This is a genomic window from Methanobrevibacter sp. TLL-48-HuF1 (assembly GCF_023617305.1).
Lineage (GTDB): Archaea > Methanobacteriota > Methanobacteria > Methanobacteriales > Methanobacteriaceae > Methanocatella > Methanocatella intestini.
Map to the genome: position 1 here is coordinate 1,586,950 of NZ_CP081485.1, position 20,347 is coordinate 1,607,296.

Genomic DNA, 20,347 nt, shown 5'->3' on the forward strand with positions numbered 1-20,347 from the left:
TTTTTTTTAATTTTTATAAAATTTAGGATTAATTAAATTAATTCACTAATATTTGTTAATATTTTTTTCAATTTCTTCAATAAAATCTTAAAATTTATATAATATTTCAAATATAAAATATAAGTAGATGTAGTTTTACATCTCTAATCAATTTCCAATATATGGATAGTTCATTAGGAAGAAAAGCATAATTTTAAAATTAAAAAAACTATTAATTATATTTTATTTAATAGATTTAAATTAGAAACTAACGGGGAATTATGCTTTTCCTTTTTTTAAAGATTTATTATTTCTAATTAACAGAAGGTATTATTTATGAAAACACTTGAGTGGGAAGATAATAAATTAAAGCTTATTGATCAAACAAAACTTCCAGATGAATTGACTTATGTTTATTGTAATGATTATAGGGAAGTTATTGTAGCTATTAAGGATATGATTGTTAGAGGTGCTCCAGCTATTGGAGTTGCAGCTGCTTTTGGGATGGCATTAGCTGATTTACATGGTGAAGATTTAGATAAAGCTGCAGATGAAATTAAAGCAGCAAGACCAACAGCTATCAATTTATTTTGGGCAGTTGACAGAGTTTTAAATAGTGATGATCCATTAAAAGAAGCTTTAACTATGTATAAAGAAGATATTGATACTAATTTAGCTATCGGAAGACATGGTGCTGAGATAATTGAAGATGGAGATACTATTTTAACACATTGTAATGCAGGAGCACTGGCCTGTGTTGATTATGGTACTGCTCTAGGCGTTATTCGTTCTGCATTCCATCAGGGAAAAAATATTGATGTAATTTGTGATGAAACACGTCCGAGAGGTCAGGGGGCCAGATTAAGTGTTTGGGAAATGCAGCAGGAAAACATTCCTGTTAAATTGATTTCTGATGTGGCTTCCGGTTTTTTAATGTCTCAATACAAAATCAATAAAGTTGTAATTGGTGCAGATAGAATAGCTAAAGGTGGTGTTGTAAATAAAATCGGTTCTTTAATGGTTGCTTTAGCAGCTAATCATTTCCATGTTCCATTTTATGTAGCTGCTCCATTATCTACTTTTGACATGAATGCCTCTGTATTTGATACTGAAATTGAAGAAAGAGACGGTGATGAAGTAAGATATTATGGGGGATGCAGAATCTGTCCTAAAGGAACTGAAGTTATTAATCCGGCATTTGATATTGTACCAAAAGAGCTTATTACAGGCATTATAACTGAAAATGGAATTATTGACCCAATTTAGGTGATAATATTAATGAAAAATTTTCACAAAAACATGTTATTTTGTTCAGCATACTTTTAGCATTGATTTTTGTTGTGATTTTTGGATTTGGAGCAGTAACTATTGCTTTAATATTTATACTACCTCCAGAAATACTTAGTTTGCCTGCAATGGATTATGTTTTATCTTCAGTTAACAATCTTGTTGCCTTTGTTGTTTTAATAATTATAGCTAAAAAAATCGGATTGTTTGATGATATTCCATGGAATGTAAAAGGAGTTTTTAAAGGGTTGCTTTTAGGAATTCCAGTTTTATTGTTCTGTTTAGTTCAATTGTCTGGAATTTTGGAATCAACTTATGATTACAGTATTGTAATTAATGTATTTGGTGTGGTAGCTGCTTTAATTTACTGTGTTGCAATAGCTTTATGGGAAGAATTCCTTTGTCGTGGAGTTATTCTTACAAATATGCTTAAAAAATGGGGCAACTCTAAGAACGGCATAATTAAATCAGTAATTTTATCTGCATTTATATTTGGTGCTGCTCATGTTATTACAGGTTTTGGTGGGGACTGGACTAATACAACTATTCAAATAGTTTATGCATCATTTATGGGGTTATTATTTGGTGTTATTTATATTAAAACAAAAAGTTTGGCTTCCACTATTGTTCTTCATTTCATATTGAATTTGACAGCTTATACAATGCCATATGTCATGCCAAATTTCCAATCTATGAATCCCCTAATATTTATATTGTCAATATTTGCATTTGTCTGTCTTTGGGTTATTGAAACTTATGTTTTAATTGATGATATAACTAAAAAGTTACCTTAGCATCAATTGCAACATGCCACATTCCTGGACTGCTGGATTTAACTTTGCGGGTATTTAAAATCTCAACTTTTTTATTTTCTTTTTTTGCAGCTTTTTGCAGGCGTTCTATTCCCTGCCCATAGGAGTCAGAAAATTCATAATAGTTTATAATTCCATTGTTTGCTATTAGGGTCATAGCCAAATCTAAAAAGTCATAGGCAAGTCCAGGTAAATTCATTATAATTCTGTCATAATTTTTGTTTAGATTTTTGCTGACTTCTCTGATATCTCCACAAATGGATTTAATATTATGTAACTTGTTTAAGCGGATATTTTCATTTAAGTATTTTATTGCATTTTCATTAATGTCAACAGCAGTAATTTTTACATTATTGTTTTTAGCTATTACTGTTGGAAACGGACCGATTCCACAAAACATATCTAAAATATTTTCATTTTCTTTTACACTATCGCTTACTCTTTTTCGTTCAGTAGCTAGTCTTGGTGAGAAATAAACTTCCTCAACATTTAGCTTTAATCTTGTTCTATGTTCTTTATGGACGGTTACAGGATTGTTTTCACCGGCAATAAGTTCTAAATCTCTAATTCGTATTGTTCCATGGATTGCACTTTTTTTCATGTAAACTGATTTTCTTTTTGTAAATTCTAAAGTAGCTTTTCCGATTTTTGATTTTTTTTCTTCTAAATTTTCAGGAATTTCTACAATTACAATGTCTCCGATTATGTCAAATGATGTTTTTAAATCTTCAATTTCTTTAGAAGTCAAATCATCTTTAAGCAATTCACTTATATTTTTAGGATATCTTTTCATTGCTTCTAATTCAACATCAACAATTTCATAATCACACTTAAAATCCTGAGTATTTATTGGTATGAAACCATAGTCATCTTGTGTTTTTATTTTATAATCCATATTCATTAACTGTTTTTCCATTAACTTTTTTCTGGTGTTATTTAATTCTTTTAATGGAACTTTAACTGATTTCATAGTAAATACCTCTAATATACTAATTTTTGTTTTAATTTTATTATAATATTTTCTAAAACAACACTTTTATACTATGTTTTTAAAATCTTATAATATGTTTTATTTAGTTGGATTAGGATTATTTGATGCAAAGGATATTAGTCTTAAAGGTTTGGAATGTTTAAAAAGTGTCGATAAAATTTATGCGGAATTTTTCACTTCCAGGTTATTTGGTTCAAGTTTTGATGAGATTGAAGCTCAGATTGGTAAAAAAATTGAAGTTTTAGTTAGAAATGAAGTTGAAGAAGAAAGTAAATTTTTAGATGAAGCTATTGATTCAGATGTAGCTTTGATTACAGGGGGGGATCCTTTAATAGCTACTACTCATAGTGATTTTTTGGTTCAATGTTCTAAAAAAGGCATTGATTATGAAGTAATTCATGGATCATCTATTTTATCTTCTGCACCAGCTATTTCCGGACTTCAGGGTTATAAGTTTGGTAAAGTTACAACCATTCCTTTCCCTGACCATAATTTCTATCCAAAATCTCCATACATAGCTATTGAAGAAAATTTAGCTATGGATTTGCATACTTTAGTTTTGCTTGATATTCAAGCTCATAATGACCGTTACATGACTGTTAATCAGGGTTTGGAATATCTGATGAATATTAAAAATACTTTGGATTATGATGGCGCAATTACTGAGGATACTTTGGCTGTTGGTATTGCAAGAGTAGGTTCTAAAGATGTTGTTGTAAAAGCAGGTAAAATCAGCCAGTTAATTGATTATGATTTTGGAGGGCCTCTTCACTGTATTGTAATTCCTTCCAAACTTCACATTGTTGAAGCAGAATATTTAGTTGAGATAGCTGGAGCTAACCGTGAAATTCTTGATGAAATTTAAATTAAAATAAGGGGAGAGAAGTAGAACGTGTTTTTTGGATTTTCTACTTCTTAAATTCAATGAAACATATCTTAATATATTTTTGGAGATTATAAAATGGTTGACTGATGTTCATTGTCTGACATGAATTTTACTTCACATCGTATTATACTTTATTTTCATGATATATAAATGTTTTTATTTAATTTTTTAGAAAATTAATGTAATTTTTGTTTTTTGTTTAGCGAATTTATGTGAAAAAACACTTGCTAATTTATGTATAATAAGTTACAGTAGTATTATACATGACAAAAAACAAACGTGTAACCATTACTATCAATAATGATTTGGACTTGCATTTTCGTAAACTGGCTTCTTCTAAGATGCTTTTTGAAACAGGGTGGTATTCTAAAGCTGTTGAAGAGGCAATTGAGTTGTGGATTGAAAATGAAACTCTTTAAATTTTTATTTTTTTATTTTTTTTATTTTTGAAGTTAATTGGATTGTATTTTCTTGATTTGTTTAAGTACAGCTAATTTCTACAGGGCAATTTAACAATATCTTATTTTATTTGTTTACAAACTGGAAAGAAAATTGTAATTGCATAATGGATTTTAATTAATCTCTTACTTTTTTGGATAAACTATTTAAATTAATAAATTGTATTTATTATTAATAGGTGTTCAAAATGGAAAATGATGATTATAGGACTGTTAGGGTCTATACTAAAAAGTACACTAGTAAAGACAAAGATGGTAATGTTATTGAAAAGGAATCAAAACAAAAACAGGTTAGCCTTAAAAAAGAAGACCCTTTTGAAGATAATGATCTTGTTCGTGTTCTTTCAAGTGAAGAATATGAAGAATTAGTTGATAATCAGTTTTCTCAAAAAAAATTAGATGATTATGAGGAAATTATTAATAAAAAAGATAATCAGATTGCTGATTTAAATAATCAGATAAATATACTTAAAAATTCATTTTTTGATGATGTGGATGATTTAAAAGAACAAATTAAGGATAAGGATGAATTAATTAAAGCAAAAGATGAAATTCAGGAACTTAATAAAAAACTTAATAAAGTGGATGAAGAAAGAGTAGCTATTTTTAAAGAACTGGATTATAAAAATAAGATGATTTTAGCTTACAATGTAGAATTGAACAAATCTATTCTTAATGCAATTAATGTTGTCATTGATGAAGCAAGAGATAATATTAATAAGAGAAATGCCCAATTGGTTGAAAATTTGGAAAATTCCATCTCTAAAGCTAAACATGATGTAAATGAGAAGAATAAAGCTATAGCATTTGAGATAAATAGTACTATTGATGACATGAATGAGCAAATTCGTGAGACAAGTATGATTAAAATGCTATTAAATAAAAATAAGATTAATTTAAGAGTACCTACTGATGATTTGCTTAAGCCTTTTGAGTTTGATTTCAGTGTTGAACAATTTTTATCAGGTCAGGCACTGGAACTTGATGCATCTGAAATTCTAAAAGAAGTAATGCCTAAACTTCCAGAACCATTTTCCAAATATATTGACACATTAGATGATGTGGAAGATGAAATAGCACCTATTGATGTTAAACACAAAAAAGGAGATTAAATCATGGAATTTAGAAGTGTAAACACTCCAAATTTAACTTTTAAATATCCTGTCACATGGGAAAAAGAAAAAGCAGATACTTATAATAATCCTGATTGTGTAGCTACTTTGTCTAAAGGGGAAGAAAATTTACTTAATGTGGTAATGTTTCCAACAAGGACAAATATTGAAGATTATAAGTTATTTATGGAAGATGCTATTAGTGATGATGGAGGGGTTATTTTAGAATCAGATTTTGTTGAAATAGCTGGAAAACCTGCTATTAAAACACATGCAAATATGGATACTCCTGATATCAACTTTGATATTCACAATTATGTGTTTATAGAAAATGGAAATATTTATATCTTTGAATTAAGAACTGTTGAAGCTTCCTTAGAACCAGTTACAGAATTTAAAGATATGATTAATACTTTAATATTAAAATAGCTGACTATATTCTAAAAGATAATTTTTATGCTCTTTGTCTAATATTTTTAAAGCAGAAACATTTTGGGGATTGGTAAGTGACCTTTCTTCAACTAAATTTCTTAATGAACTATTTTTCATATGAGTCTGAATTTCTTTAATTACAAAATTAAGAGTTTCAATGTTTTTTTCTTCAAGTTCGTCTCTTGTTATATTTTCATAAATAGGATAAGTTTCCAAGTCATATGTTTTAGTTGGAGTTAATAGAACATTTAAATAACTGTAATAATTGCCGGAATCTGCTAAAAATCCATCAACACCCATATAAGCTAATAATGGCATAAATGATGGTTCAGCAAATGAAAATATTAAATAGCTGGTTGGATGCATATTTTTTCTTAAATTAACAATCATATTGCTGAGGTCTCTTGGATGTAATAATAATTCGTCACTATTAGCTATTATAAATCCATTGTAACCTATCTTTTCTAATTCTTTTAAGCATTCAACTCTTAAATCAATGTATTTTGAACCTTGTATTGTAGCTATGTTACATTTATCTGTATTTTCTTTAGCTAGTCTTAATGTTTCTTTAACATTAAATTGTGCAATTTCACGGTCAATATTATATGCAGATCCTTCGTAAGGCGCTATTTTAATGTCATTTTTAAAAAATAATTTAGGAGTAATTGTATCATTTATTTTTCCAACTCTTCCAGGTCCATCATGTGATTTTATTTCAAATTTTTCAATCAATTTAAACATTCCATTTATTTTCTTAACATTATATATGGTTTTACTTTCTATTTTAAGGTTATCCAAAATATAATCATTAGTGTAATCTTTTAGGTTACACTTTTGGAAATTTTAGTAACCTTTATATATGGTTTTTTGATAGAATATTAGTATGGATTTGAGGATTATATTCCTATGATTATCCAGGGTGTGTTTTCAATGTCTATTATTGATAATCTAAAATCTCTATTTAAAAGAGGTAAAGATAATGAAGAAAAAGGTATTGATGATTTAAAATCTGAAGATACCAAAGTTACATCTTCCAATAATTTTGATAAAAGTATTGTTTCTGGAACTAAAACTACTGAACCTATGGTTAAGATTAATATTAGTTCAGATGATGATGAGGATATGACTTTTAAAAAAGACGTTAAAACTTCTGAAACTAGTGATGTTAAAGAAAACGAAGAAATTGCTCCTAAAATTGATGATGTAGAGGAAAAAACTGAAGTTCTTGACGAACTGGATATTTTGACTGATGATTCAAATGAGGATGATGAAGTTTCTGAAGATGAAAATGACACCACTGAAACTGAAGACGAATCAATTGATGAGTCTGAAGAAGTAGTTAACGACGAAAAAGTTGAAAACGAAGTTTCAAAAGATAATGATAAAAAGAGAGATAATATGACTTTATTGACTGATAAAGAATTATTAACCGATGCAAATCGTGATAAAGAATTTACAGCAGAATTCATTGATGCTGGAATTGAAACAGTTAAACATTGTTTCCAATGTGGTACCTGTGGTGGAAGTTGTCCTTCTGGAAGAAGAACTCCTTATAAAGTAAGACAAATAGTAAGGAAATGTTTACTTGGATTAAAAGAAGAAGTAATTTCCGATGACGCTTTATGGATGTGTACTACCTGTTACACTTGTCAAGAAAGATGTCCTAGAAGTGTTAAAATCGTTGAAATCATTAAAAAAGCACGTAACGTTGCTGCTCATGCAGGTTACATGGCTCTTGCTCACAAAAAAACTGGTTTATTTGTAATTAAAACTGGTCACGGAGTACCTATTAATGATGCAACTAAAGCTTTAAGATCTAAAATTGGTCTTTCAGAATTACCTGCAACCACTCATTCATTCCCAGAAGCTTTAGAAGAAGTACAAAAAATATGCGAAATCACTGCTTTTGATGAATTAATTGGTTATGATAAAGCAACCGGAGATTTAAAAGAATAAATTAATTGAGGAGAGTATTAATATGGAAATTGCATACTTCTTAGGTTGTATTATGAACAACCGTTACCCTGGTATTGAAAAAGCAACCAGACAATTATTTGACGCATTAGATATTGAATTAAAAGACATGGAAGGAGCATCTTGTTGTCCTGCTCCTGGTGTATTTGGTTCTTTTGATGAAAAAACATGGGCTTCCATTGCAGCTCGTAACTTATCCCTTGCAGAAGATATGGGAATGGATATTATGACTGAATGTAATGGTTGTTTTGGTTCTTTAACTGAATGTAATCACATGTTAAAAGAAAGTGAAGATAAAAAAGCAGAAATTAATGAAGTTTTATCTGAAGTAGGTAAAGAATTCAAAGGAACTACTGAAGTAAAACACTTTGCACAAATCTTAAGAGATGATGTAGGATACGAAAAATTAGCATCCCTTATTGAAAAACCTTTAGACTTAAATGTTGCTGTTCACTATGGATGCCACTTCTTAAAACCAACTGCTGAAATCGGTATTGAAGACCAAGCAGAAGATCCATCTATCTTAGATGATTTAGTTGAAATCACTGGTGCTAAATCTGTACCTTATGAAGACAAAATGATGTGCTGTGGTGCAGGTGGAGGATTAAGATCCAGAGATTTAGATGTAACTTTAAGCTACACTAAAGAAAAACTCGAACACATGACTGAAGCTGGTGTAGATGCTATTGTTAACGTATGTCCATTCTGTCACTTACAATTTGACCAAGGTCAAACTGAAGTAAATGATAAATACGGAACTGACTACGCATTACCTGTTTTCCACTTAGCTCAATTATACGGATTAGCTATGGGATTAACAGCTGATGATTTAACTTTAGATGCACAAGCTATTGATGCAGCTCCTGCTTTAGCTAAAGCATTAGGTGAAAACGCTAAATAATTGTAAGGATTAATTTCCTTTCAATTTTTTCATTTTTTTAGACATTGAAAACACACTTTGGTTTTAATCATTGAATGAAATTATTTTTTCATTCATTTTTTTGTAGATTTTTTTAGTTTTATTGTTTTTTATCATTTGCATTTTACAATTTTAAATTTTAGTTTTATATTTTACGAATAGTTCGTAATTAACTTTATATATTATTAGTATAAAAGATATGATTGTTAAATTCAATGATTTAAATTAAATATATTTTAAGGTGATAATATGTTTGTAGCAACATTAGATGGTATATTTAAATATCCAGATATTCCTGAAGAGTACGAACCATACGTACAATTCAAAGCAACTATTGAAAAAAGAGAAGTAAAAGATGGTGATGATTTAGCTATATTAAGTATTTCAGGTACTGATAGCCACCATGTATTATTTTTAGATTCTTATAATAATATTAGAGAAATTGAAAAAGAATTAAAAGATGCGGATGCTAAAATCAATCACACAACCTTAAAAATCATAGGTGGACACTTATGAGTTTGCCTTCTGAGCAAAATTGGTTAATTGTTTTTAATCTTTTAACTGATTTAAATAAAAAAGGTTATGATATTCCTAAGGGAATTAGTCCTGAATTAGGTTTAATCAGATCTTCAATAAGCTCATATAAAAAAGATCCATCTCATCCTGATTTAATTAATAGTTTAGCTAAAGCTGAAATGTCTTTAAATAATATTCAAGAAACACTCTTGGAATTAGCTTCACAGGAAAGTGAAGAATATGTGGATAAATGGTTAGGTTTATTCAAAGATGCAATGCATGGTAAAGAAGTTTTTGAATTTCCTAAATCTCGTTCAACATTCATTGTTAACACTCCTCCAGGATTAACAACTGGAAGAATAACATTGAAAAAAGCATTGGCTGAAGAAAGAGTTCAAGAAATAGCTGAATGGAATGGCCTTATAATCGAATTTGAAGATGATGTTACTGTTGATCTTCATGGGGATAAAGAAGATCTTAAAACAGGTTTGAAAGAAATGGGGTCTTTCTTTTTAGAATAATTAAGTGGTATTTATGAAAATTTTAGCAATAAGTGACGTTCACGGAGAGGACAACGAGAATTTATACAAATATCTTAATAATAATGACATTGACATTGTTATTATTACTGGAGATATTACTAATTTTGGTCCATTGGAATTTGTTGATGAATTTATTAGCAAAATACTTGACTGTGACTGTGAAGTAATGGCTGTTCCAGGTAATTGTGATCCTGCAGGAATATGTAAAGCAATTAGAGAATCAGATGCAATATGCTTACACAATAACATTTTATCTTTTGATAATGTTGTTTTATTTGGATATGGTGGTTCCAATCCTACACCATTTGATACTCCTGGTGAAATTCAAGATAATAAAATTTATGGGGATGTTTATGAATTGTTAGCTAATTATGATTTTGTAGCTAATGATGAAGTACCTAAAGTAAAAATATTAGTTACTCATGCTCCTCCTTATAATACTGGTGCAGATTTAACTGAAAGCGGAGACCATGTGGGTAGTCAAGGAATATTAAAATCTATTCATGAGTTCCAACCTCAAATTAATATTTGTGGCCATATTCACGAAGCAAAATCCATTAGTAAAATTGGAACTACTACTGATGTAGCTAATCCTGGAATGCTTAAGGATAATGGTGCAGTTTTAATTGATATTGGTGAAGGTTCTGATTATACAATTAATATGATTTCTTTAGATGGATAAATAGTTTATTTATCTCTTTTTATTCTTTTTTTATTCTTTTTTCAGTAGCAAAAATTAAATCACAAATTTTATTTAATATTAATTTAAGATATCTATTTATATTCCTAAAATTAAAATAATTAGTTTGTGATTATTATGATTATGATTAAAGGTGCTGTTGGTAAAAAGAAGTACAAAGAGCCTTTTTCAAAGGGCATAATGGCTCGTTCTTTATACATCACTGATTTAGGCTACGATAAATCTTATGAAATAGCTACTTGTATTGAAAATAAACTTCTTGAAGAAAATATTTCTGAAATTTCTATTGAAGATTTAGCTATCTTTGTAACTAATTATCTGAAAAATTATGTTGATCCTGTTCTTGCAGAGAAATATATTAAATGGAGAAATGTTAGAAAATCAAAAGAACCACTTATTATTTTAATTGGTGGAGCTTCAGGAGTTGGAACTTCATCTATGGCATTTGAATTAGCTAGTCGTTTGGGATTAAAGAATTTAATTAGCACAGATATGATACGTGAAGTTATGCGTAAAATAGTTTCTCAAGAATTAAGTCCTGTTATTCATAAATCTAGTTTTAATGCATATGAAAGTATTAGAACACCACTTTTAGGTCCGGATCCAGTTGTTGAAGGTTTTATTAGTCATGTGGATGTTGTGAATGTAGGTGTGGAAGCGGTTATTGAAAGAGCATTAAAAGAAGGAATCAGCATAATTATTGAGGGCGTTCATATAGTGCCGGGATTCATAAAAGAAGACCTTATTCGTAAAAGTAATGTTATTTTATTTACATTAATTGTTAGAGATGAAAATACTCATAAATCCAGGTTTTATTCAAGGTGTAGGCAACCGTGGGTTAAGAGGTCACTTGATAATTATTTAAGCAATTTTCATTTAATTAGAAAAACTCAGTCTTTTATGATTGACCAAGCAATAAAACATAATTCAAAAATTATTGATAATGTTGATGTTACATATACGATTGATATAATGGTTAATGATATTATTGAAAAATATGGAGGAAGTTATGATGTTAAACAAGAAAGTAAAAGAAATAATGACAACTGATGTAATTACTACAACTTCTAATGTGGATGTAGTTAATGCATTTGAAGAACTTATGGAACATAAAATAAGTGCAATGCCTGTTGTTGATGATGGTAAATTAGTAGGTATTATTACTGCAACTGATTTGGGCCATAATTTAATATTGGATAAATATGAGTTAGGAACTGATGTTAAATCTATTATGATTAAAGATGTTGTAACTGTTTCACCTGAAAACACTATTTCTGAAGCTATTGAAACTATGAAAGCTAATGCTCCTGATTCAAACATATTAAATCAGTTGCCTGTTGTTGAAAATGGTAAATTGGTAGGGATTATTTCAGATGGAGACATAATTAAGTTAATTTTCTAAATTCTTTCATAATTTCTATTTTTTTCTTATTTTAATAAATTTCCATGGTTTATTGGAATAAGTTTTTTTTCCAGTATTCTGTTTTTCAAGTTATTATTTTTAAAATAATCTAAATTTTGATTTTTAAGTTGTTTATTTTAAAATACTTTTGTATTTAGTTTAATCAAATTTAAATTATTATTGTTTAATATAATCAATTTATAGCTATTTTTAGAGATTAAAGAGTGTTATATGTTTGTTCTAGTAATGGGCGTTTTTTCTAGAATTGGAATTTTTTACCTAACCTTTATATAATATTAGTCTCATATATGTATATGGCTAGACTGGAGGGTTAGGGGTCCTCTGTAAGCACACACCCCCTTTGGTGCAGTTGAAGTTCAAAAGGCGGCTTTTTAAGGAATTATGAGCCTAAGAAAAACGACATAGAAACTTCGTCCTACAGGATTGATGGTGATAGGACTTTTACTGGAGGGTAAAAGTTAATTATCTTAAATATGGGAACGTGTCAGGCCCGGAAGGGAGCAGCTCTACTATTAACAGTTGATGCTTGTAGAACCACGGGGTGGAGTTGGGTTTTTTAGATAACTTATAGTTTTGAGATTAGTCCACTTTTGAACGTGCCATTTTTATAAAAACAATTAACTTTATTAATAAGTTTAAACAGATTATATATTACTTTGTTTTTTTATATATTGTCGGGATGGCCCAGCCTGGTACGGCGTCGGACTGCTAATCCGATGATCTTATGATCACACGGGTTCAAATCCCGTTCCCGGCGTTTTTAATTTATTTATCTATTTCTTGCTTATGATCATATTTTATTCCTGCAGGACAGGCATGTATTGTTACTGATTTTACTAATGGAACTTTTTTAAGCACATTGTTTTGAGCTCTATGGACTATTTTATGGGATTCTTTTAATGTCATATTTTCATCAAGTTCAATATGCAATGAAACAACGGAATATGACCCCAAATATTCTACTTTGATATTATGTGCTCCCTGTACTTGAGGAGTTTTAATAGCTGCTTTTTCAATATCTTTAATTAATTTTTTAGAAGGTATTTTTCCCATGATATTGTCTATATTCTCTTTTCCAATAGTATATGCAGTTTTTAAAATAAATAATCCTATAATAAGACCTATAATCGGATCAATTATTGGGTATCCACTATTTGATGCAAAAACTCCAACTAAAATAGCTATTGATGAGAAGATGTCTACTTTTTGGTGATTTCCATCTGCCACAATAGCAGGGCTTCTTATTTTTTTTCCAAGTGCAATAATATATCTGCTTATACAAAGATTAACTCCAATTCCAATTAATGCCATAATTGCAGCAAGATAACTTGGGGTTGTTATAAGTTCAGGGTGGAATATTTTGGTTATAGCTCCAGTCATGATTTCATAAGCTACCATAGTTAAAAATAATACAATTATAAGTCCTGCAATAGCTTCAGCACGACCATGTCCTAAAGGATGTTCTTCATCAGCCGGTTTTTGACCTATTCTAAATCCAAGATATGCAATTATGGAAGTTGCAACATCTGATAAAGTATGTGCTCCTTCAGAGATTAATGCATAACTTCCAGACATTATTCCAATTGCAATATTAAAAATAGTAAGAAAAGTATTTGATCCTATTCCGACAATCGCTGCTTTTGTTCCGCCTTTGGTTCTAAATTCATCCATTAATTAACACCTTTTTCTAAAATATCCATAGCTTTAACTATATTTTCATAAGAGTTTGCATAAGACATTCTCACATGATTTTTACCATTTTGTCCAAATGCAGCACCTGGAACGGTTATAACTCCATTTTCAGCGGATTTTTTAACAAATTCTTCAGGATTTTCAATTTTTGGAAATACATAAAAAGCACCTTGTGCATTTACAGTTTTATATCCCATTTCATTTAATCTGGATACAATCAAGTCTCTTCTCTTTTTAAATTCATTAACCATTTTGTTAACTGTATCTTGAGGTCCTGTTAATGCTTCATAAGCTCCTCTTTGGGCTGTTGAGTTAGCACATGCTATATTATATTGGTGAATTTTAAGCAGTTCTTCCAAATATTCTTCTTTTGCATTTAAATAACCTATTCTAAGGCCAGTCATTGCATATGTTTTTGAAAATCCGTTTATGGTTATTACATTATCACTATATGCTGCAGGGGAATAGTGTTTTTTATCATAGATGATTTTTTCATAGATTTCATCAGATATAATTAAGAAATCGTGGTCTATAGATAAATCTGCAATAGCTTTAATATCTTCTTTATCCATCACTGCTCCAGTTGGGTTTGAGGGTGAATTTAAAATTATAGCTTTAGTATTTTTGTTTATTTTTTCCTGAACATCGCTTGCTTTTAATTTAAATTCATTTTCCATTTCACAATTAACTCCAACAACTTTTCCATCAGCTAACTTTATACAGGCTTCATATGACAGGAAACTTGGGTCTGGTAAAATTACCTCATCATTTTTATCAATAAATGCCTGTGCACACATATATAATGCTTCACTAGCTCCTGCAGTAACTATTATGTTTTCAGGATTTGTATTTATATTGTTGTCCTTTTTGAATTTTTGAGTGATGGCTTCTCTTAATTCAATATAACCTTTATTTGGAGTATAATGTGTTTCATTATTTTTTATTGATTGTTCCATAGCTAATTTAATGTTTTCAGGAACGTCAAAGTCAGGTTCTCCGATTCCTAAATTTATAGCAGTAGGATTTGTAACTTCAAACATTTTTCTTATCTGGGATAATTCAATTGTACTGGTTCTTTTTGCAGGATTTATCATATTTTTTCCTCACTAAGTATTATTATTTATTATATCATTTTTAATTTAAAAATTTTTTCTGGTTGCATGGTCCACAGTTATAACATGGAGAATCTCCACACCATGGGGTTTGCTTTTTTGTTTTTAATCTTCTGTTTTCTGTTTTTAAAAAATTAGATTTAATTCCAATATCAATTTTAGACCAAGGTAGTTCATCATTGATATTATAATTTGGCAAGTAACTCTGCCATTCTTTCAATGTTACCTCTTCTGTTAAAGATTTTTCAATAAGTGCACCAACTTCCCTATTTCCACAAGATAATATATATTGAATCAACCCTTTTTTCGGACTTTCGAATTTAACATTATATTTCCTTAATTTCTTTTTTAAATATCTTGTTTTTGATTTAATGTCTTTAAAATTATAAAATTCCCATTGTAATGGAGTTTGAGGTTTTGGAATAATTGGATTGATACTAAATTTCATGTATTTTCTATTTTTATGCATATTTGCTATTTTTTCAATATAGTTAGCTAACTCTTCTATATCTTCTTTACTTTCATAGGGAATTCCAATTAAAAAGTATAATTTAATATTAAAATCAAGTTCAACTGCATTTTTTATTACGGAAAATATTTTTTCATCAGAAATATTTTTATTAATCCTTTCACGTAGCTTTGAAATAGACTCTGGAGCAATTGTAATGCTTTTTAAACCACTTTTTTTTAAAGTTTCTAAAGTTTTTCTACTAAGTGAGTCTATACGTAGAGATGGTGTGGCTATTTGAAAGTCTTCACTTTCAAGAGCTTTTGTAAGACCTTCTAAATCATAATAATCTCCAACAGCAGCTCCAATTAATGTTATTTTATTTAAATTAGTATTTTCTCGTGTTTTTATTGCTATGTTAACTAATTCTTCTATTTTAGTTTCTCTTAATGGTCTGTAAAGATAGCTGGACATGCAGAATCTACAACCTCTTGTACATCCTCTTGAAACATTTAGCATAATTGAATCACTAAACACAGTTTTATAAGCTTCTTCGTCAGTTTTGGTAATGATTGGCTGTGTTATATGGTATGCATTTTTCATATCATCTATGAGAGCTATTTTTGTATTGTTGTTAAATTTGGGGATGTATACTCCGGGAATATCTAAAAAATTATCTAAATTTTTATTTTCCAGGTATTTATCTAAAAATTTATTTATAGTAACTTCTCCTTCGCCGATTATAAACACATCAATATAATCTGATAATGGCATTGGATTTGCAGTTGCACAAGGACCTCCAGCTATTATTAAAGGATCATTTTCACTTCTGTCTTTTCTTTTAAGGGGAATTTCAGATTGTTTAATCATTTCTAAAACATTAAAATAATCTTCTTCAAATTGCAGGGAAAAACTGATTATATCAAAGTGTTTCATAGGAGTATTTGACTCAATAGATTTAGTATTGGGATAAATGATTCGTTCACACCATGTGTCTTGCCTTTCATTAATTAAATTATATAATATATTATAGCCTAATGATGACATAGCTGTTTTATAGATGTTCGGATATGCAAGTCCAAATCTTAAATCTATGTTTTTATGGTTTTTTTGGAAAATATTTTTTTCATAAATCATGGAATCAACTATGAAATTTTTAGGTTTTTTTGGAAAATTTACTTATTTTTTAAATATTTGACTTAAATTCATTATTTTATAATTATTGGATTGTATCGTTGTATTTTTCATTATAAAAATAAATTTTCAATGTATTTTCTATTTAAAACTTCAATTGAATTAGATTTTAAATATGCTACTTGATTATATGTAAGATTTATTTTTCATTGTGTGTTTAATTTTTGAATTTAAATTGAAGATAGTTTATCCTTTTTTTACTTATTTCAATATTATTTGTTTTTAATTTAAATTTTATAAAACTTTTAATCATTTTCTCACGGATTTAGCTAATTTAAATGGGTTTTTTTATCAATGAAGTTGTAAAAACATTTATATAATAATAAATTCTAAATCTATAATTACTCATTATGAATACTATATGTTAGTATAATATAATATTTTTATTAAAATTTTCGTAATGAGAACTAAGAGGTGGAAAAATTTCAAAGATAAATAAAGCATTGTTTATTTCAGTTATATGTGCATTCTTCCTGATGTTAGGATCTGTATGTGCTGTGGATTTAAACAATGTTTCTGATATCGAAAATTCAAACTTGATACAAGATGATAATCAATTATCTTATCAAAATTTAGAAGTTTCTAGTAATGGATCTATCTCAGATAATTATTCTTATAACTCTAATATTGATTATTCCAATAGTGGAGTAATTCGATCTAATTATGAGAATAATAATGTTATAGAATTACAACAGATTTCAGACAATGGTGTTATTTCTGAAGCTCAAAGTTCTCTTTCAAATACTACTTTAAGTGGTCATAATACAACTTTGTACTTTAAAAATGGCACTACTTATGATGTAAAATTAACTGATATTACTGGTAAAGCATTATCTAATCAAACTGTATCATTTTTAATAAATGGTAAACTTTATAATCGTACTACTGGTAGTGATGGTGTTGCATCTATGAATATTAACTTGGCTGTTGGTAAGTATAATATTACAGCAAGTTATGCAGGTTCTTCATTGTATGGAGGTTCTTCAGTTACAAATTTAGTTGAAGTATTATCTACAATATCTGCAAATGATGTTGTGAAGTTCTATAGAAATGGTACTCAATATTATGCAAAATTTGTTGATGGAAATGGAAACCCATTAGTTAATGCAGAAGTTAGATTCAATATTAATGGTGTTTTCTATACTCGTAATACTAATAATGGTGGTATAGCTAATTTAAGCATAGCTTTAAATCCTAATAAATATATATTGACAGCAATCCATCCTAATGGTGAAATGTCTGCTAATAATATTACTGTTTTATCTACTATTAATAGTAGTGATATAATTAAATACTTCAGGAATGGTACTCAATATTATGCAACTTTTTATGATGCTATGGGTAATCCATTAGTTAATGAAACTGTTAGGTTTAATATTAATGGTGTTATCTATGAAAAAAGAACAAATGATAAAGGTACTGCAAATTTAACTATTTCACTTTATCCGGGTAGTTATATATTAACTGCTTATCATCCTAATGGTGAATCACATGGTTATAATATTAATGTATTATCTACTTTGATAGATAATAATAATATTACTATGTATTATAGGGATGGTACTGCATTTACTATTAAGGTCATTGATGGTCAAGGTAAACCTTTAGCAAATACTACTGTTAAGTTTAATATTAATGGTGTGTTCTATGATAAGGTTACTGATGAAAATGGTATTGCAAAGTTAGGTATCAGACTTTATCCAAATAATTATATTATTACAAGTAGTTATAATGGTCTTGAGGTATCTAATAATATTGGTGTTAGCAGTTCAAATACTACTATAATTGGTAAAGATGCATATATTATTATAAATAGTATTAATAGTAATTATACTGTAACATTAGTTGATATAAAAGGAAATCCAATTGAAAATCAAACAGTTTACTTTAAATATAATAATAAAGAAGTAACTGCCACTACTGATGAAAATGGTAATGCTACTATCACTATTTCTAATTTAGAAAAAGGTGATTATAATGTAACTTATGGCTTTAATGGAGTTATAGGTTATTATCCTTCTAAATCAAGTAGCATACTTCATGTTATAAATTCAACTACTATATTAACTGGTAATGATGTAAGCATGGTTTATAATGATGGTTCTAAATTTAGAGTTACATTAACAGATTTAAATGGTAAACCTTTAGCTAATAAAATCATTACTTTCTTAATTAATGGTGTTGCTTATAATCGTACAACTGATTCAAATGGTGTAGCAAGTATAGATATTAGATTATATCCTGGAAATTATGTAATTTCTTATTATTATTCTAATAAAGGTGCTTTAGATTATAATGATGGATCAAACAATGTTGTTGTTGCTAAACAAACTTTAAATATTAAAGGAAATGATTTGGTGATGTTACCAAACGACGGTTCTGCTTTTGAAGTTGCAATCACTGATAAAGATAAAAACCCCGTTAAAGACATTGCTGTTCTATTTACAGTCTCTGGAGTTACATATACTAAATATACTGATCAATCAGGTATTGCTAAATTAAACATTAATCTTAATGTAGGTTATTACAAGATTTCATATGCAATAAATGATACTCTCTGTAAAGGGTCTGGTTCAAATATGATTTTGGTTAACGGAACTATACTTACTGCAGATGATATTAACATGAATGTAGGAACTAGTGGAAATTTCAATGTTAAATTAACTGATGCTAAAAATAATCCAATTAATGGAGCAACTATTAAGTTCTATTATAATGGTATTACTAAAACTGCAATTACTAACAGTGGAGGTATAGCTACAATAACTATTGATTCTTTAGAAAAAGGTGATTATCCAATAGCTTATTATTATTATCCTACAATTGGAGGTAATTACTCAAACAGTGGACAAGCATATATTCATGTGTTTGGAAATATCTCAATTGTAAATATAATTGATGCATCTAAAGTTGTAAAATCATTTATTGAATCAGAGGGTAAATTACCAGATTCTGTTTTAATTAATGGTGAAAGTTATACTTTGGCTCAATTTTTATATCTTGCAGCTATAGCAACTGTAAATATAAATAATGGTGATTTAAGCGATTTAAATTCTAAAGATGCAACTAACCCGTCTAACTACACCAAGTGTGCTAATTTAGGTAATTTGGTAGATTATATTAGTGTTGCACAAGCTATTATAGATTATGTAAATGCTAATGGTAAAGCTCCAGAATCCATATCCTCTAGTGTAGGAACTGTAACTTTTGATGGTTTGATATATGCATTTGCTCGTGTTGTTGCGTTTTATGGTAATAATCAACAGTTACCTGCTTATGTTGCTGTTAAGTCAATAGATTCTGACTCTTCTCAATTTGTAATCAATAGAGTCAATGTAAAAGCTACTGAAAGTGAATTAGCGAATATTGATAAATATTTGCAGGCTACTGCTAATTGTCAAGTTGATGACCCTACAATTGTTGCTTTAGCTCAAAAATTAACTGCAGGACTATCAACACCAACACAAAAAGCTAGTGCAATACTTGATTATGTTATTGATAATGTAGCATATGTGGGTTATTTTGATACTACTCGTGGTGCTAAAAAAACTTTAACTGATAAAAGAGGTAACTGCTGTGATCAGGCTCATTTGGTTATAGCATTATTTAGAGCAGCAGATCTTCCAGCAAGATATGTTCATGGAACATGTACTTTTTCAAGCGGACCTATAGGTCATGTTTGGGCACAAGTTTTAATTGATGGTACTTGGGTAGTTGCTGATCCAGTAAGTTCTAGAAACTCATTAGGAGTAGTAAATAATTGGAATATTAATACATTTACTTTAAAGAATTATTATATTTCTTTACCATTCTAATTTTTACTATTTCTTTTTTTTATTTTTCTTTATATTCTTTTTTTAGTTATAACTA

General features: G+C 28.7%; 19 protein-coding genes, 1 tRNA gene and 1 other RNA gene. 16 read left to right on the top strand and 5 right to left on the bottom strand.

Going from position 1 to position 20,347, the window contains the following annotated elements:
* Positions 1–315 precede the first annotated feature (315 nt).
* Positions 316–1,245 (top strand): S-methyl-5-thioribose-1-phosphate isomerase, encoded by a 930-nt coding sequence (gene mtnA, locus K4897_RS07475; RefSeq protein WP_019267808.1) that lies wholly within the window; start codon positions 316–318, stop codon positions 1,243–1,245.
* Between the two features lie 41 nt (positions 1,246–1,286).
* Entirely contained in the window at positions 1,287–2,060 is a 774-nt protein-coding gene (locus tag K4897_RS07480; RefSeq protein WP_019266580.1) for a CPBP family intramembrane glutamic endopeptidase, read from the top strand.
* Here the strand turns inward: K4897_RS07480 and K4897_RS07485 are convergent.
* Complete coding sequence (locus K4897_RS07485) at positions 2,044–3,048, bottom strand: class I SAM-dependent methyltransferase family protein (RefSeq protein WP_250415896.1); 1,005 nt, start codon at positions 3,046–3,048, stop codon at positions 2,044–2,046. The genes K4897_RS07480 and K4897_RS07485 overlap by 17 nt on opposite strands.
* A gap of 73 nt (positions 3,049–3,121) precedes the next feature.
* Here K4897_RS07485 and dph5 point away from each other — a divergent pair, with 73 nt between their 5' ends.
* From dph5 to K4897_RS07505, 4 genes are all read left to right on the top strand, one after another.
* Entirely contained in the window at positions 3,122–3,934 is an 813-nt protein-coding gene (dph5, locus tag K4897_RS07490) for a diphthine synthase (protein ID WP_019267805.1), read from the top strand.
* Positions 3,935–4,218: 284 nt separating this feature from the next.
* Complete coding sequence (locus tag K4897_RS07495) at positions 4,219–4,374, top strand: hypothetical protein (RefSeq protein ID WP_019264690.1); 156 nt, start codon at positions 4,219–4,221, stop codon at positions 4,372–4,374.
* Positions 4,375–4,601: 227 nt separating this feature from the next.
* The gene (locus K4897_RS07500; RefSeq protein WP_250415898.1) at positions 4,602–5,525 is read left to right on the top strand and encodes a hypothetical protein; all 924 of its coding nucleotides are present in this window, start codon (positions 4,602–4,604) and stop codon (positions 5,523–5,525) included.
* Positions 5,526–5,528: 3 nt separating this feature from the next.
* Complete coding sequence (locus K4897_RS07505) at positions 5,529–5,954, top strand: hypothetical protein (RefSeq protein ID WP_019264688.1); 426 nt, start codon at positions 5,529–5,531, stop codon at positions 5,952–5,954.
* Here the strand turns inward: K4897_RS07505 and K4897_RS07510 are convergent.
* Complete coding sequence (locus K4897_RS07510) at positions 5,946–6,698, bottom strand: archaeosine tRNA-ribosyltransferase (RefSeq protein ID WP_250416963.1); 753 nt, start codon at positions 6,696–6,698, stop codon at positions 5,946–5,948. The two genes, K4897_RS07505 and K4897_RS07510, sit on opposite strands and share 9 nt — an antisense overlap.
* A gap of 189 nt (positions 6,699–6,887) precedes the next feature.
* Here K4897_RS07510 and hdrC point away from each other — a divergent pair, with 189 nt between their 5' ends.
* The 9 genes from hdrC (at position 6,888) to K4897_RS07555 (ending at position 12,788) form a co-directional block, all read left to right on the top strand.
* Positions 6,888–7,913 (top strand): CoB--CoM heterodisulfide reductase subunit C, encoded by a 1,026-nt coding sequence (hdrC, locus tag K4897_RS07515; RefSeq protein WP_019264686.1) that lies wholly within the window; start codon positions 6,888–6,890, stop codon positions 7,911–7,913.
* A gap of 22 nt (positions 7,914–7,935) precedes the next feature.
* Complete coding sequence (hdrB, locus tag K4897_RS07520) at positions 7,936–8,832, top strand: CoB--CoM heterodisulfide reductase subunit B (RefSeq protein ID WP_019266575.1); 897 nt, start codon at positions 7,936–7,938, stop codon at positions 8,830–8,832.
* Positions 8,833–9,099: 267 nt separating this feature from the next.
* Positions 9,100–9,366: a DUF749 domain-containing protein gene (locus tag K4897_RS07525; RefSeq protein WP_004033134.1), complete on the top strand. Its 267-nt coding sequence runs from the start codon at positions 9,100–9,102 to the stop codon at positions 9,364–9,366.
* Positions 9,363–9,887: a DUF2096 domain-containing protein gene (locus tag K4897_RS07530; RefSeq protein ID WP_019266573.1), complete on the top strand. Its 525-nt coding sequence runs from the start codon at positions 9,363–9,365 to the stop codon at positions 9,885–9,887. Before K4897_RS07525 ends, K4897_RS07530 begins: the two co-directional genes overlap by 4 nt.
* 13 nt (positions 9,888–9,900) lie before the next feature.
* Entirely contained in the window at positions 9,901–10,590 is a 690-nt protein-coding gene (locus K4897_RS07535) for a metallophosphoesterase (RefSeq protein WP_094516406.1), read from the top strand.
* A 135-nt stretch (positions 10,591–10,725) separates the two neighbouring features.
* The gene (locus tag K4897_RS07540) at positions 10,726–11,658 is read left to right on the top strand and encodes a 2-phosphoglycerate kinase (protein WP_019264682.1); all 933 of its coding nucleotides are present in this window, start codon (positions 10,726–10,728) and stop codon (positions 11,656–11,658) included.
* On the top strand, positions 11,618–12,010 hold the full coding sequence (locus K4897_RS07545) for a CBS domain-containing protein (protein WP_019264681.1): 393 nt from the start codon (positions 11,618–11,620) through the stop codon (positions 12,008–12,010). Before K4897_RS07540 ends, K4897_RS07545 begins: the two co-directional genes overlap by 41 nt.
* A gap of 311 nt (positions 12,011–12,321) precedes the next feature.
* Positions 12,322–12,637: signal recognition particle sRNA (ffs, locus tag K4897_RS07550), an RNA gene on the top strand.
* A gap of 67 nt (positions 12,638–12,704) precedes the next feature.
* Positions 12,705–12,788: transfer RNA gene (locus tag K4897_RS07555), tRNA-Ser, on the top strand.
* Between the two features lie 8 nt (positions 12,789–12,796).
* Here the strand turns inward: K4897_RS07555 and K4897_RS07560 are convergent.
* Genes K4897_RS07560 through K4897_RS07570 form a run of 3 tightly spaced genes read right to left on the bottom strand, consistent with a single transcriptional unit; the run spans position 12,797 to position 16,420 of the window.
* Positions 12,797–13,702: a cation diffusion facilitator family transporter gene (locus K4897_RS07560; RefSeq protein WP_019264680.1), complete on the bottom strand. Its 906-nt coding sequence runs from the start codon at positions 13,700–13,702 to the stop codon at positions 12,797–12,799.
* Positions 13,702–14,817, bottom strand: a complete 1,116-nt coding sequence (locus tag K4897_RS07565; protein ID WP_019264679.1) for a pyridoxal phosphate-dependent aminotransferase — start codon at positions 14,815–14,817, stop codon at positions 13,702–13,704. Before K4897_RS07565 ends, K4897_RS07560 begins: the two co-directional genes overlap by 1 nt.
* A 40-nt stretch (positions 14,818–14,857) precedes the next feature.
* Positions 14,858–16,420, bottom strand: a complete 1,563-nt coding sequence (locus K4897_RS07570; RefSeq protein ID WP_250415900.1) for a radical SAM protein — start codon at positions 16,418–16,420, stop codon at positions 14,858–14,860.
* A 533-nt stretch (positions 16,421–16,953) separates the two neighbouring features.
* Between K4897_RS07570 and K4897_RS07575 the strand changes: the two genes are divergently transcribed.
* Positions 16,954–20,292, top strand: a complete 3,339-nt coding sequence (locus K4897_RS07575; protein WP_250415902.1) for an Ig-like domain-containing protein — start codon at positions 16,954–16,956, stop codon at positions 20,290–20,292.
* Positions 20,293–20,347: the final 55 nt, after the last annotated feature.

Bases quoted from the DNA above. Each gene is read 5' to 3' on its own strand.
- K4897_RS07545 (WP_019264681.1), top strand. From the start codon at position 11,618: ATGATGTTAAACAAGAAAGTAAAAGAAATAATGACAACTGATGTAATT.
- K4897_RS07560 (WP_019264680.1), bottom strand. From the start codon at position 13,702: ATGGATGAATTTAGAACCAAAGGCGGAACAAAAGCAGCGATTGTCGGA.
- K4897_RS07525 (WP_004033134.1), top strand. From the start codon at position 9,100: ATGTTTGTAGCAACATTAGATGGTATATTTAAATATCCAGATATTCCT.
- K4897_RS07505 (WP_019264688.1), top strand. From the start codon at position 5,529: ATGGAATTTAGAAGTGTAAACACTCCAAATTTAACTTTTAAATATCCT.
- mtnA (WP_019267808.1), top strand. From the start codon at position 316: ATGAAAACACTTGAGTGGGAAGATAATAAATTAAAGCTTATTGATCAA.
- K4897_RS07540 (WP_019264682.1), top strand. From the start codon at position 10,726: ATGATTATGATTAAAGGTGCTGTTGGTAAAAAGAAGTACAAAGAGCCT.
- K4897_RS07530 (WP_019266573.1), top strand. From the start codon at position 9,363: ATGAGTTTGCCTTCTGAGCAAAATTGGTTAATTGTTTTTAATCTTTTA.
- K4897_RS07485 (WP_250415896.1), bottom strand. From the start codon at position 3,048: ATGAAATCAGTTAAAGTTCCATTAAAAGAATTAAATAACACCAGAAAA.
- K4897_RS07565 (WP_019264679.1), bottom strand. From the start codon at position 14,817: ATGATAAATCCTGCAAAAAGAACCAGTACAATTGAATTATCCCAGATA.
- K4897_RS07510 (WP_250416963.1), bottom strand. From the start codon at position 6,698: ATGTTTAAATTGATTGAAAAATTTGAAATAAAATCACATGATGGACCT.
- hdrC (WP_019264686.1), top strand. From the start codon at position 6,888: ATGTCTATTATTGATAATCTAAAATCTCTATTTAAAAGAGGTAAAGAT.
- K4897_RS07495 (WP_019264690.1), top strand. From the start codon at position 4,219: ATGACAAAAAACAAACGTGTAACCATTACTATCAATAATGATTTGGAC.
- dph5 (WP_019267805.1), top strand. From the start codon at position 3,122: ATGTTTTTAAAATCTTATAATATGTTTTATTTAGTTGGATTAGGATTA.
- K4897_RS07500 (WP_250415898.1), top strand. From the start codon at position 4,602: ATGGAAAATGATGATTATAGGACTGTTAGGGTCTATACTAAAAAGTAC.
- K4897_RS07535 (WP_094516406.1), top strand. From the start codon at position 9,901: ATGAAAATTTTAGCAATAAGTGACGTTCACGGAGAGGACAACGAGAAT.
- K4897_RS07575 (WP_250415902.1), top strand. From the start codon at position 16,954: ATGTTAGGATCTGTATGTGCTGTGGATTTAAACAATGTTTCTGATATC.
- hdrB (WP_019266575.1), top strand. From the start codon at position 7,936: ATGGAAATTGCATACTTCTTAGGTTGTATTATGAACAACCGTTACCCT.
- K4897_RS07570 (WP_250415900.1), bottom strand. From the start codon at position 16,420: ATGATTTATGAAAAAAATATTTTCCAAAAAAACCATAAAAACATAGAT.